This is a genomic window from Streptomyces sp. NPDC003284 (assembly GCF_053589675.1).
In genome coordinates this window covers 1-12703 of sequence record NZ_JBSFSI010000018.1, presented here as the reverse complement: position 1 = coordinate 12703, position 12703 = coordinate 1, and the positions used below count along the sequence as shown (strand labels likewise).

The window sequence follows — 12703 nt, the reverse complement described above, 5'->3', positions numbered from 1 at the left end:
GGACCGGAGCCGGTCAGTCCTTGAGGAAGAACTGGTGCTGGTCGGCGACCTGCTCGTACTCCTCCAGCCGGGCCTGGGTCCGCTCGGGGTCGGCGTCGGTCATCGCCTGGAGCAGGGCGGCGCAGACGATGCCGGGCGCCGCGTAGGAGTCGAAGACCAGCCGGGAACCGGTGCCGGTCGCGAAGGTCACGTCGGCCTCGTCCGCCACCGGCCCCAGCGCCAGATCCGTCACCAGGGCCACCTTGAGCCCGGCGCCGCGCGCCACCCGGACCGCGGTCAGCGTCTCCTGGGCGTGCCGGGGCATGGAGAACGCCAGCACCCAGGTGCCGCCGGCCTCCCGGGACTGGAGCAGCGCGTCGTAGGCGACGCTGCCGCCGTGGGTCACCAGCCGCACGTCCGGGTGGATGCGCCGGGCCGCGTAGGCGAAGTACTCGGCGAGCGAGACCGAGATGCGCAGCCCCAGCACGGTCAGCGGCGCCGACCGGGACAGCGCGCGGCCCACGCTGATCACCCGCTCGGGATCGGCCAGGTCGCGGCGCAGGTTCTCCAGGTTCTCGATCTCGGCGTCGACGGCCGCCTGGAGTTCGTTGCCCCGGTCCTCCTCGACCGGTCCGGGACCGCCGGCGAGCCCGGCCAGCGCGAGGGACTGGAGCCGCTCGCGCAGCGCCGGGTAGCCGCTGAAGCCGACCGCGCCCGCGAACCGCGTCACCGAGGGCTGGCTGACCCCCACCCGGTCCGCCAGTTCGGTGACCGACAGGAAGGCCGCCTCGGCGAGGTTCTCGATCAGGTACTGGGCGATGCGGCGCTGCCCGGGGGACAGCTGGGGGCCGTCGAAGAGCGCCCTGAGCTGCGAGGCCGGTGCGGCCTGCGTCCGCGGGACCGACCTGCCCGAGGTGATCGCGGACGCCTGGGCGCGGGCCTGCTGCGGCGATGGCACCGAGGCGCCTCCTTTGTCTCCCACAGCGCTTCAACATAGCTCACTCACCGTCATGACCGGTGGTCGCGCGGGCGGATCCGTACGGGTCAGGGCCACACCGGCAGGGCGGTCGCCGGGACGAGGAGATCCGCGCGGGCGCGGGTCGCGGCCACCAGCTCGGCGTTGCGCGCGTCGCTCCGGCGCACCCAGGCCACGGCCTCCGCGTGCCCCTTGCCGAACCGCTCGTGCCGGGCCACCAGGCGCCGCACCCGCTCGGCCTCGTCCAGCTCGCAGAACCACACCTCGTCCAGCCGGGCCCGCACCCGCCTCCAGGGACCGGAGTCCAGCAGCAGGTAGTTGCCCTCCGTCACGACCAGCCGGGCGGACGGCGGCACCGGGACCGCGCCCGCGAGCGGCTGTTCGAGGACGCGTTCGAAGCCGGGCGCGTAGACGGTCTCGCCGTCCGCCTCGCTCCCGCCCGCCGCGCTGCCCGGGTACTCCTCGCGCAGCCGCCGCAGCAGCGCCGCGTACCCCGCCGCGTCGAAGGTGTCCGGTGCGCCCTTGCGGTCCCGGCGCCCGAGCCGGTCGAGTTCGGCGTCGGCCAGGTGGAAGCCGTCCATCGGGACATGCGCCACCCAGGGCTCGGCCGTGCCGTTCAGGGCCCGTACCAGCCGCTCGGCCAGGGTCGACTTGCCCGCGCCGGGGCTGCCCGCGATGCCGAGGATCGCGCGGTGGCCGGGGCGGGGCAGGGCGCGGGCACGGGCCAGGAGGTCGTCGAAGGCGAGCGGCACATCCGCCAGTGTGTCACCCGGCCGGACGCGCTCCCCGGCGGGCGGCGGGCGCCCGAAGGCCGGAAAGTGACCCCGGGGCAGGGATGAAGTCCGCCGGATGTGGCATGCGACACTCCGTCGACACCGCGTCGCGGGGAAGGGTGCCTGTATGACACAGCTCGGACTGCCCGATGAGATCCTGGCCTGCCTCTTCGACCTCGACGGGGTCGTCACCAGGACGGCCGTGGTGCACGCGGCCGCCTGGAAGGAGGCGTTCGACGCGTTCCTGCGCGAGCGGGGCGGTGACCAGCGGCCCTTCGACGCGGCCGCCGACTACGACGAGTACGTCGACGGACGGCCCCGCGCCGACGGGGTGCGCACCTTCCTCGCCTCCCGCGGCATCGAACTGCCCGAGGGCACCCCCGACGACCCGCCGGACGCGCAGACGGTCAACGGCCTCGGCAACCGCAAGAACGCGCTCGTCCTGGAGAAGATCCGCACCGAGGGCGTCCAGCCCTACGAGGGCACGCTGCGCTACATCGACGCGGTCCGGGCCGCGGGCCTGAAGACCGCGATCGTCTCCTCCAGCGCCAACACCGTCGACGTGCTGCGCTCCATCGAAGCCGAGCATCTGTTCGACGTACGGATCGACGGGGTGGTCGCCCGCGAGCGCGCGCTGCCCGGCAAGCCGCATCCGGACACCTTCCTCGCCGCCGCCCGCGACCTGGGCGTCGACGCCGCACGGGCCACCGTCTTCGAGGACGCCCTGGCCGGGATGGACGCCGGACGCTCCGGCCGCTTCGGGTACGTCGTCGGCGTCGACCGCGTCGGCCAGCGCGACGCCCTGTACGCGCACGGCGCCGACGTGGTCGTGGACGACCTCGCCGAACTCCTCGCCGGACCCCCCGGGCCCGCCGGACCCGCCGCGAAGGGAGGCGCCGCGTGATCACCCACCGCTCGTACGCCGTCGAGCCCTGGTCCGTGCGCGAGACCGAACTGAGCCTGGACGTCCTCGCCCAGAGCGAGTCGGTCTTCGCGCTCTCCAACGGCCACGTCGGCTGGCGCGGCAACCTCGACGAGGGCGAACCGCACGGCCTCCCCGGCTCCTACCTCAACGGCGTGTACGAGGTGCACCCGCTGCCGTACGCGGAGGCCGGCTACGGCTACCCCGAGTCGGGCCAGACCGTCATCAACGTCACCAACGGCAAGGTGCTGCGGCTGCTCGTCGACGACGAGCCGTTCGACCTGCGCTACGGCCGGCTCCTCTCCCACGAGCGCGTCCTGGACCTGCGCCGCGGGGTGATGGAGCGGGTCTGCGAGTGGGTCTCCCCGGCCGGTACCAAGGTCCGGGTGCGCGCCACCCGCATGATCTCCCTGACCCAGCGCTCCATCGGCGCCATCGCCTACGAGGTGGAGCCGGTCGACTGCCAGGCCCGGGTGGTCATCCAGTCCGAACTGGTCGCCAACGAGCAGCTGCCGCAGGCCGACGGCGACCCGCGCGCGGCGATGGCGCTCCAGGCCCCGCTGGAACCGGAGGAGGACTTCGCCTCCGGCCACCGGCTGCGGCTGGTGCACCGCACCCGGCGCAGCGGACTGCGGGTGGCCGTCGCCGCCGACCACGTCGTCTCCGGCCCCGAACGCACCTCCACCAGCAGCGAGAGCCACCCCGACCTGGCCCGGCTGACGGTCGCCGCCGTCCTGGAGGCGGGGCAGACGCTGCGGGTGGAGAAGCTCGTCGCGCACGGCTGGTCCGGCACCCGCTCGCTGCCCGCCATGAGCGACCAGGTCGACGCCGCCCTGGCCGCCGCCGCGCACGGCGGCTGGTCGGGCCTGGTCGCCGAGCAGTGCGCCTACCTCGACGACTTCTGGGCCCGCGCCGACGTCGAGGTGGACGGCGACGAGGAGATCCAGCAGGCCGTCAGGTTCGCCCTGTTCCATGTGCTCCAGGCCGGGGCCCGCGCCGAGGAGCGCGCCATCCCGGCCAAGGGGCTGACCGGCTCGGGCTACGACGGGCATGCCTTCTGGGACACCGAGATGTTCGTGCTGCCGTTGCTCACCTACACCTCGCCCGACGCCGTGGCCGAGGCGCTGCGCTGGCGGCACAGCACCCTGCCCGCGGCCCGCGAACGGGCGGCCCAGCTCGGCCTCGGCGGCGCCGCGTTCCCCTGGCGCACCATCGAGGGCCAGGAGGGATCCGCGTACTGGCCCGCCGGGACCGCCGCCTTCCACGTCAACGCCGACATCGCGCACGCCGTGGTGCGCTACGTCGCGGGGACCGGCGACGAGGACTTCGAACGCGACACCGGGCTCGAACTCCTGGTGGAGACCGCCCGGCTGTGGCGCTCGCTGGGCCACCACGACCACCGCGGCACCTTCCACATCGACGGCGTCACCGGCCCCGACGAGTACAGCGCCGTCGCCGACGACAACACGTACACCAACCTGATGGCGCGGGCGAACCTGCTGGCCGCCGCCGACGCGGTCGAACGCCACCCCAAGGAGGCCGAACTCCTCGGCGCCGACGACGAGGAGAGCGCGGCCTGGCGGGACGCCGCCGAGGCCATGAACATCCCGTACAACGCCGAACTGCGGGTGCACGAGCAGAGCGCGGGCTTCACCCGCTACCAGCGCTGGGACTTCGCCGGCACCCGCGCCGACCAGTACCCGCTGATGCTGCACTTCCCCTACTTCGACCTGTACCGCAAGCAGGTGGTCAAGCAGGCCGACCTGGTGCTGGCGATGTACACCTGCGGCGCCGAGTTCGACGACGAGCACATCGCCCGCAACTTCGCCTACTACGAACCGCTGACCGTGCGGGACTCCTCGCTGTCCGCGTGCGTCCAGGCGGTCATCGCCGCGCAGGCCGGCCATCTGCGGCTCGCCTACGACTATGCCGCCGAGGCGGCGCTGATGGACCTGGCGGACCTGGAGCACAACACCCGCGACGGGCTGCACATCGCCTCGCTGGCCGGGACATGGATGGCGCTGGTGACCGGCTTCGGCGGCACCCGCAGGAAGGGCGAAACCCTCCAGTTCTCCCCGCGGCTGCCGGAGAAGTTCAGCCGGCTGGCCTTCACGCTCCAGTTCCGCGGCAGCCTGCTGCGCGTGGAGATCACCCAGCAGAACGCCACGTACACCCTGCTGTCCGGCCCCGCCCTGACGGTCTGCCACCACGGCGAGGACGTACCGCTGCGCCCGGACGCGCCCGCGGTCCGCGCGGTCCCGCCGCCCCGGCACCTGCCGGCCCCGGAACAGCCCCCGCACCGCAGCCCGGGAGCCCACTGACCCGGGCGCCGCGCGCGGGACGCCCGGTCCGCGTACGGGACCGGGCGCGCGCCGGTCCTACGCGGGCCGGGCGGCGAGCAGTTCGCGCAGGGCCCGCTCGCGGTCGGGGCTCAGACCGGTCACGAACTGCCGCAGCGCCGCGACCGGGTCGGGGCCGCGGTCCAGGGCCTCGTGCATGGCCTGGGCGGTCAGTTCGGCGGCGTCCTTCGCGGGCCGGTAGGCGCCGCGGCGCCCGTCGACCTCCCGCAGCACCAGACCCTTGTCGTAGAGCCGCTTCAGGATGGTGTGCACGGTGTTGTAGGCGAGGTCCCCGGCGATCTCCACCTGGATCTCGGCCGGTGTCAACGGACGCTCCGTGGACCACAGCGCGGCGAGGACCTCGCCCTCCAGCTCACCCGGGCTGCGCCGTTCCGTCCTGCCGTGAGGCCCTCTGCCAGCCATGCCCTCAACCTTACAGCGCGTAGGGGTGCCGGATGTCCGGCGGTGTCCCGCCCGGCGCGGGGCCCGGAGCGGGTTAGCTTGTCCCTGATCGACGAGCGATCCACGAGCGATCCGCGAGTGACCGCACGAGGGAGGCCCGCGCCGCGCCGAGCCCGCCGCCAGGGTTCGCGGATTCTTCCGCGACGTTTTCCCGGGGGTTCCCCGGCGTCTTGCCGGCTCCCGCGCACGGTCGCGCACACTGAGGAGCGGAAGACCCTACAGTGCGTAGGGACGAGGGGTGGACATGGCCGACCACACGCAAGCCGTTCTCGCCGGGCCCCGGCGCACCGCGCCGAGCCCCGGCACCGGCCGGGCGGCCCGCCGCCGCGGCGATCCGCTGCTCGCCGCGGTGGCCGCCGCCTTCGTCCTGGCCCAGCTCCTCCTGGTCGGCCCCGCGACGGGCCTCGGCTGGGACGAGGTCGTCTACGTCAGCCAGGTCAGCCCGCACGCCCCGGCCGCCTTCTTCAGCGCCCCGCGCGCCCGCGGCGTCCCGCTGCTGGTCGCCCCCGTCGCCGCCTGGTCGTCCTCCACCGTGCTGCTGCGCTGCTACCTCGCGCTGCTGTCGGGCCTCGCCCTCTACCTGTCGCTGCGGGTGTGGCGCCACCACTTCCCGGCCCGCGTCCTGGCCCTCGCGGGCGCCCTGTTCGCCTCCCTGTGGGTGACCCTCTTCTACGGCCCCCAGGCCATGCCCAACTACTGGGTCGCCGTCGGCGCGCTCGGCTGCGCGGGCTGCCTCGTGCGCGCCCGCGCCGACCGGCACGACCGGGCGGCGCTGTGGGGCCTGGCGGCCGGTGGCCTCCTGATGGCCCTGATGCGCCCCATGGACGCCGTCTGGGCGGCCCTCCCGCTGCTGCTCCTCGCCCTGGCCGGACGCCACTGGCGAGCGCTGTCCGCGCTCCTGGCCGGGACGGTCGCGGGCGGCGCCGAGTGGATCGCCGAGTCCTTCGCCGGCCACGGCGGCCCGCTGCGGCGCCTCGCGGACGCCTCCGCCATCCAGGGCGACCTCGGCTGGCACGTCGCCGTGACCGACCAGCTGCGCAGCCTCGGCGGGCGCACCCTGTGCCGCCCGTGCACCGGAGCCCTGCCGGGCCCCCTGGTCACCGCCTGGTGGTACGCCCTGCCGCTGCTCGCCCTACTGGGTCTGCTCGCCGCCCGCCGCGCCCGGCGCACCACGCCCACCCTGGTCGCGCTGGCCTGCGCCGCCACGGCCGCCTTCCCCTACCTGTTCCTCATCGGCTACGCCGCGCCCCGCTTCCTGCTGCCCGCCTACGCCCTGCTCGCCGTCCCCGTCGCCGACGGCATCGTCCACCGCGTCACCACTCCGGCGGGCACCTGGCGGCCACGGGCCCTGACCCTCACCGCGCTGGCACTCGCCGTGCACCTCGGGGCCCAGTACACCGTCCTGGACCGCACCGCCGAGCGCACCGCGGCCGACCGCCGTGCCTGGGACCGCACCGCCGACGCGCTGCACGCCCTGGGCGTGCGCCCGCCCTGCCTGCTCACCGGCGAGGAGGCCATCCCGCTCGCCTTCCACACCGGCTGCGGCTCCGCCGCGACCGGCGGCCACAACGCCAACTCCACCTCCGCCGCCATCGAGGAGACCGCGCGGCACACCCCGGTCGCCGCGCTCGTCCCGCCGGGCGGCGAACCGCCCGCGTACGCCCGCGGCTGGCCCGCCCACCGACTCGGCGACGTGCTCGCGTACGTCGCGCCGACGGCGCAGAAGGGTCCCGGCACATGACCTCCCCGCTGCTCACTCCCGCCGCTCCCGCCCCGCCCGCCGCCGCCCCGCGGCGCCGCACCCGGTGGCACACCGCGGCCCTGCTCGCGGTCCTGCTGTGCGCCGCCTACCTCGGGCAGCGCCACTGGCCGGTGGTCGCCTCCGGCGCCGACCGGCTCGCCGCCGCCGACCGGGGCTGGCTGCTGCTGGCCGCCACCGCTGCCCTGGCCACCTGGGCGTGCGCGGCCCTCGCCCAGCAGGGCGCCGTCGCCGAACGGCTGCCGCGCGGGCGGCTGCTGGCCGCGCAGTTCGCCGCCTCGGCCGCCAACCACGTGCTGCCCGCCGGGCTGGGCGCGGGCGCGGTCAACCTGCGGTTCCTGATGCGCTGCGGGCTGCCCGCGGGACGCTCGGCGGGCGCCCTCGCCGTCAAGGCCGTGGCCGGGGCGCTGGCCAGGGGCGTCCTGATCGCCGTGCTCGCCGTGCTCTGTCCGGGCGTACTGAGCCTGCCCGAGGTCCCGGTCACCGCGCTGGCGGCGGCCGGGGCGGTGGCGGTGCCGGCGGCGGTCCTGCTGTGCGGCCCGCTGCGCGCCCGGTGGGGGCGCGCGGTCGGCGCGGTGGGGGCGGACATCCGGGCCGTGCACGCCCGGCCGCACCGGGCCGCCGCCCTGTGGGGCGGCTCGTTCGCCTTCGCCGCGGCGCACGCGCTGGTGGTGATCGCCGTCGTCCAGGCCGTCGGACTGCCCCTGTCCCCGCTGCGGGTGGCGCTCCTCTACCTCGCCGCGAGCAGCGCCGCCGCCCTGCTGCCCACCCCCGGCGGCCTCGGCTCGCTGGACGCGGCGCTCGCCTTCGCGCTGACCTCCGCGGGCGCGCCCGGCACCGCGGCGGCCTCCGCCGTCCTCGGCTACCGCCTCCTGACGGTCTGGCTGCCCCTGATCCCCGGACTGCTGGTCCTCGGCGTCCTGATCCGCCGCCGGGCGGTGTGAGCGGCCCGCACCCCGGCCCGCGCCGTGTGTGCGCCGGGCGCCGTCCGCGCCTCAGCGCGCGTGCGAGCGTCCGAGCCCCTCGGGCGTCACCGGCGGCTCCGGCTCGTCGGCCATCGGTCCCCGCCCGGTGAACGCCGCGAGGCAGCGGGCGGGCAGCCACCGCAGCGCCGCGCACAGGCACACCCCGGACCAGCCGGCCGCGAACAGCCAGCCCCCGGCCACGTCGGTGCCCCAGTGCACCCCGAGATACACCCGGCTCACCCCCACCAGGACGGCCCAGCAGCCCACCGCCGCGCACAGCGCCGTACGGCCGCGCGGGGCGCGCAGGAGCACCGCGAGCACCAGCAGCGCGGCGGTCAGCGCCGACGTGGTGGTGTGCCCCGAGGGGAAGGCCCAGCCCGAGGCGTGCGTCGCCCAGTCGGGGCGCGGCGGACGCGGGCGGGCGACCAGTTCCATCACGCCCCGGCGCGCCAGCTGCCCCGTGGCCAGGCAGACCAGGCCCAGCAGTGCGGCGACCGCGCGCCGCCGCGCCGTCCGTCCGGCGACCGCACCGGCCACGGCGACCAGCACATAGGGGACGACGCCCGTCCCGGTGGCGGTCACGCCCCGGGCCACGGCCACCGCCGTCGCGGGCCGGTGGCCGACCGACCAGGACAGCAGCGTCTCGTCCACCCGCAGCGGTGCGCCGTGGCCACCGGCCACCACCAGCGCGACGACGGTGAACGCGGCCCAGGCGCCGACCGCGGCGCTGCCCGCCAGATCGGCGGCGTCCCGGCGCCTCACGGGCGCGCGGGCGCGGACGCGGCGGCAGTGACCGGTGTCATCCGCCCGCCTCCTCGGTCTTCGCCGCGCGCCGGGAGCGCACCACCTCGGCGGCGACCGGGATCAGCGAGACCGCCACGATCAGCGCGATCACGGGCAGCAGATACCGGTCGACGTCCGGCACCGACGAGCCGAGCGCGTACCCCGCGAGGGTGAGACCGACGCTCCACAGCAGGCCGCCGGCCACCTGCCACACCGTGAACGTCCGGACCGGCACGCCCAGGGCGCCCGCCATCGGATTGAGCACGGTGCGCACCACCGGCACGAAGCGGGCCAGCACGATCGCCTTGGCGTACCCGTACCGGCCGAGCAGTTCCTCGGCGCGCCGCGCGCCCTCGTGCAGGCGCCGCGAGCGGCTGCGCGCCAGCAGCGCGCCCCCGGCCCTGCGGCCCAGCACGAACCCGCACTGCGACCCGGCGAGCGCCCCCGCCGCCGCGGTGAGCAGCAGCGGCAGGAGGGAGAGCCGTACGCCCCGGTCCGCCGTGCCCGTGCACAGCAGGCCCGCGGTGAACAGCAGCGAGTCGCCGGGCAGGAAGAAGCCGATCAGCAGTCCGGTCTCGGCGAACATCACGGCACCGACGCCCAGCACGCCGAAGGCGGCCAGCAGCGACTGGGCGTCGAGCACGTTCACGGCGAGCGGTGACGACAGGAGCGGGGAGGGGTTCATCGGCGCGGGGCTCATTTCGTCCGGGTGACGAGCGACGGTGGCCGGTGGCGACCGACTACAGGCCGGTAGACCGTCTACGCCACTGTAGACGATATCGTCCGTCGCGGACGGCCCCCCGATCGGCCGGACGGGTGAAGACCTGGCGCCCGGCACACCGGACCGCTCCCCACCTGGACTTTTCCGTCCCATGGTCAAGAACGGTGGTCGCCTTTACTGCACATGGTGCGCAGGTGGGTGACGATGGCAGAAGGCGGCCCCGGCCCGGGTCCGCCCGCACGACCCCACCCGAAGGAACACCTCTCCCATGACGGCCGCCCCTGGTTCCGCTCCGCCCCTCCCCGCCACGACCGGACCGAAGGGCCCGCTCTGGCACCGCGTCCGCACCTCGATGACGCGGCAGGAGTGGACCAGGGTCGGCGGGATGGCCGCCTTCGTGCTCGCCCTGCATGTGATCGGCTGGTTCACGCTCGTCTGGATCGTGGCGCCGCAGCACTACAGCCTGGGCACCAAGTCGTTCGGCATCGGCATCGGCGTGACCGCCTACACCCTGGGCATGCGGCACGCCTTCGACGCCGACCACATCGCCGCCATCGACAACACCACCCGCAAGCTGATGCACGAGGGGCAGCGCCCGCTCTCCGTCGGCTTCTGGTTCTCCCTCGGCCACTCCAGCGTCGTCTTCGGCCTGGCCTTCCTGCTCTCCCTCGGCATCCGGGCGCTGGCCGGACCCGTGCAGAACGACGACTCCCGGCTGCACGACATCACCGGCCTGATCGGCACGACGGTCTCCGGCGCCTTCCTGTACGTCATCGCCGCCGTCAACCTGGTCATCCTGGCCGGCATCTGGAAGGTGTTCCGCGAGATGCGCTCGGGCCACTTCGACGAGGCCGCCCTGGAGGAGCAGCTCGGCAGCCGGGGCCTGATGAACCGCATCCTCGGCCGGTTCATGAAGTCGATCACCAAGCCGTGGCAGATGTACCCGCTCGGCCTGCTCTTCGGCCTCGGCTTCGACACGGCCACCGAGATCGCCCTGCTGGTGCTCGCGGGCTCGGGCGCCGCCTCCGGGCTGCCCTGGTACGCGATCCTGTGCCTGCCCGTGCTGTTCGCGGCCGGTATGTCGCTGCTGGACACGATCGACGGCTCGTTCATGAACTTCGCCTACGGCTGGGCGTTCTCCAAGCCGGTCCGCAAGGTGTACTACAACCTCACCATCACCGGTCTGTCCGTGGCCGTCGCCCTGATCATCGGCACGGTCGAACTGCTGGGCCTGCTCGCCGACAAACTCGATCTGCACGGCGCCTTCTGGGACTGGGTCGGCGGCCTGGACCTGAACGTCATCGGCTTCGTCGTCGTCGGCCTGTTCTTCGTCACCTGGGTGCTCGCCCTGGTCGTCTGGAAGGTCGGCCGGATCGAGGAGAAGTGGACGGCGGACCTGGCGGCCCCCGCCGACTCCCCGGCCGAGTGAGCCCCGAGGACGACGGCGCCCTCCCCGGCGAGGACACCGCACCCTGAGGGGAGACCCGGCCCCGCGCTCAGTCCCCGAGCCGGTCGACCTGGCGCAGCTTGTTCGTCGCGTCCAGCGCGGCCACCTTGTACGACTCCGCGAGCGTCGGGTAGTTGAACACCGCGTTGACCAGGTAGTCCACGGTGCCGCCGCAGCCCATCACCGTCTGCCCGATGTGGATCAGCTCGGTGGCGCCGCTGCCGAAGCAGTGCACCCCGAGCAGGGTGCGGTCCTCGGGCGAGACCAGCAGCTTCAGCATGCCGTGCGAGTCGCCGACGATCTGCCCGCGCGCCAGCTCGCGATAGCGGGAGACACCCACCTCGAAGGGCACGCACTCCTCGGTGAGCTGGTCCTCGGTCCGCCCGACGAAGCTGATCTCCGGGATGGTGTAGATGCCGATGGGCTGGAGCCCGTCCATCCGGCCCGCCGGTTCCCCGCAGGCGTGGTAGGCGGCGGCCCGCCCCTGCTCCATGGAGGTCGCCGCCAGCGCCGGGAAGCCGATCACGTCACCGACGGCGTAGATGTGTGGCACCTTGGTCCGGTAGTGCTCGTCGACCGCGATCCGGCCGCGCCGGTCGGCCGCAAGACCGGCCCGGTGCAGATCGAGCCCGTCGGTCAGACCCTGCCGGCCCGCCGAGTACATCACCGCGTCCGCCGGTATCTTCTTGCCGCTCTCCAGCACCGTGAGCGTGCCGTTCTGATGCCGCTCGACGGCCGCCACCGTCTCCCCGAACCGGAAGGTGACGGCCAGGTCCCGCAGGTGGTAGCGGAGCGCCTCGACGATCTCGGCGTCGCACATGTCCAGCATCTGCGGCCGCTTCTCCACCACCGTCACCCGGGAACCGAGGGCGGCGAACATCGAGGCGTACTCCATGCCGATCACGCCCGCGCCGACAATGACCATCGAGCGCGGCACCCGCTCCAGCGCGAGCACGTTGTCGGAGTCCATGACGGTCCGCCCGTCGAACGCCACGCTGTCCGGCCGCGCCGGGCGGGTGCCGGTCGCGATCACGATGTGCTCCGCGCTCAGCAGCCGCTCCTCGCCCGAGGACTCCCGCAGGGCCACGGTGCGGTCGTCGACGAAGCGCCCGGTGCCCGCGAACAGCGCGACCTGGTTGCGGGAGAGCTGGCTGCGGACCACGTCCACCTCGCGGCCGACCACGTGCTGAGTGCGCGCGGTCAGGTCGGCGACGGTGATGTCCTCCTTGAGCCGGTAGCTCTGCCCGTACAGATCGCGCTGGGTGAGGCCGGTCAGGTACAGCACCGCCTCGCGCAGCGTCTTGGACGGGATGGTCCCGGTGTGGATGGAGACCCCGCCGACCATGTCGGGGCGGTCGACGACGGCGACCCGGCGGCCCAGCTTGGCCGCGGCGATGGCGGCCTTCTGGCCGCCCGGTCCGGATCCGATGACGAGCATGTCGTAGTCAGGCACGTGCGGAGTCTGCCAGCACGCCGACGCGGCGGGAAGGCCGGGCGGACAGCGGTGGGACCGGAGCGCGCCCCGGCCGGCCCCCCCGTGGCGCCCCCGCCACCGGCAGGCCCACAGCACCTGCCAG

At 74.6% G+C, this 12703-nt stretch carries 11 protein-coding genes; 5 read left to right on the top strand and 6 right to left on the bottom strand.

What is annotated here, in order from left to right:
* Positions 1-13: 13 nt before the first annotated feature.
* Positions 14-937, bottom strand: coding sequence for a MurR/RpiR family transcriptional regulator (locus ACWDYF_RS29430; protein ID WP_389470718.1), 924 nt, complete (start codon positions 935-937; stop codon positions 14-16).
* 86 nt (positions 938-1023) lie between these two features.
* The gene (locus ACWDYF_RS29425; RefSeq protein WP_389470721.1) at positions 1024-1707 is read right to left on the bottom strand and encodes a nucleoside/nucleotide kinase family protein; all 684 of its coding nucleotides are present in this window, start codon (positions 1705-1707) and stop codon (positions 1024-1026) included.
* Between the two features lie 148 nt (positions 1708-1855).
* Between ACWDYF_RS29425 and ACWDYF_RS29420 the strand changes: the two genes are divergently transcribed.
* Together ACWDYF_RS29420 and ACWDYF_RS29415 are read left to right on the top strand one after the other, a co-directional pair.
* Positions 1856-2632, top strand: coding sequence for an HAD family hydrolase (locus ACWDYF_RS29420; protein WP_389470724.1), 777 nt, complete (start codon positions 1856-1858; stop codon positions 2630-2632).
* Complete coding sequence (locus ACWDYF_RS29415) at positions 2629-4971, top strand: glycoside hydrolase family 65 protein (RefSeq protein ID WP_381744264.1); 2343 nt, start codon at positions 2629-2631, stop codon at positions 4969-4971. Before ACWDYF_RS29420 ends, ACWDYF_RS29415 begins: the two co-directional genes overlap by 4 nt.
* Before the next feature lie 57 nt (positions 4972-5028).
* On the opposite strand, the gene ACWDYF_RS29410 is transcribed toward ACWDYF_RS29415, so the two are convergent.
* Entirely contained in the window at positions 5029-5412 is a 384-nt protein-coding gene (locus ACWDYF_RS29410) for a BlaI/MecI/CopY family transcriptional regulator (protein ID WP_026252875.1), read from the bottom strand.
* 283 nt (positions 5413-5695) lie between these two features.
* Between ACWDYF_RS29410 and ACWDYF_RS29405 the strand changes: the two genes are divergently transcribed.
* On the top strand, positions 5696-7192 hold the full coding sequence (locus ACWDYF_RS29405; RefSeq protein WP_389470727.1) for a hypothetical protein: 1497 nt from the start codon (positions 5696-5698) through the stop codon (positions 7190-7192).
* Positions 7189-8154, top strand: a complete 966-nt coding sequence (locus ACWDYF_RS29400; RefSeq protein ID WP_389470730.1) for a lysylphosphatidylglycerol synthase transmembrane domain-containing protein — start codon at positions 7189-7191, stop codon at positions 8152-8154. The genes ACWDYF_RS29405 and ACWDYF_RS29400 overlap by 4 nt, the downstream gene beginning before the upstream one ends.
* Before the next feature lie 51 nt (positions 8155-8205).
* Here ACWDYF_RS29400 and ACWDYF_RS29395 read toward each other — a convergent pair whose 3' ends face one another.
* Both ACWDYF_RS29395 and ACWDYF_RS29390 read right to left on the bottom strand, forming a co-directional pair.
* Complete coding sequence (locus tag ACWDYF_RS29395; protein ID WP_389470734.1) at positions 8206-8937, bottom strand: phosphatase PAP2 family protein; 732 nt, start codon at positions 8935-8937, stop codon at positions 8206-8208.
* A gap of 37 nt (positions 8938-8974) precedes the next feature.
* The gene (locus ACWDYF_RS29390) at positions 8975-9643 is read right to left on the bottom strand and encodes a DedA family protein (protein WP_389470737.1); all 669 of its coding nucleotides are present in this window, start codon (positions 9641-9643) and stop codon (positions 8975-8977) included.
* A gap of 304 nt (positions 9644-9947) precedes the next feature.
* On the opposite strand from ACWDYF_RS29390, the gene ACWDYF_RS29385 reads away from it, so the two are divergent.
* Positions 9948-11108, top strand: a complete 1161-nt coding sequence (locus ACWDYF_RS29385) for a Nickel transporter NicT (protein ID WP_018569948.1) — start codon at positions 9948-9950, stop codon at positions 11106-11108.
* Positions 11109-11175: 67 nt separating this feature from the next.
* Here the strand turns inward: ACWDYF_RS29385 and sthA are convergent, their stop codons facing one another.
* The gene (gene sthA / locus ACWDYF_RS29380; protein WP_389470741.1) at positions 11176-12579 is read right to left on the bottom strand and encodes a Si-specific NAD(P)(+) transhydrogenase; all 1404 of its coding nucleotides are present in this window, start codon (positions 12577-12579) and stop codon (positions 11176-11178) included.
* Positions 12580-12703: the final 124 nt, after the last annotated feature.

Excerpts from the sequence above, each read along its gene's own strand:
- ACWDYF_RS29405 (WP_389470727.1), top strand. The coding sequence starts at position 5,696 with ATGGCCGACCACACGCAAGCCGTTCTCGCCGGGCCCCGGCGCACCGCG.
- ACWDYF_RS29420 (WP_389470724.1), top strand. The coding sequence starts at position 1,856 with ATGACACAGCTCGGACTGCCCGATGAGATCCTGGCCTGCCTCTTCGAC.
- ACWDYF_RS29410 (WP_026252875.1), bottom strand. The coding sequence starts at position 5,412 with ATGGCTGGCAGAGGGCCTCACGGCAGGACGGAACGGCGCAGCCCGGGT.
- ACWDYF_RS29385 (WP_018569948.1), top strand. The coding sequence starts at position 9,948 with ATGACGGCCGCCCCTGGTTCCGCTCCGCCCCTCCCCGCCACGACCGGA.
- ACWDYF_RS29390 (WP_389470737.1), bottom strand. The coding sequence starts at position 9,643 with ATGAACCCCTCCCCGCTCCTGTCGTCACCGCTCGCCGTGAACGTGCTC.
- ACWDYF_RS29400 (WP_389470730.1), top strand. The coding sequence starts at position 7,189 with ATGACCTCCCCGCTGCTCACTCCCGCCGCTCCCGCCCCGCCCGCCGCC.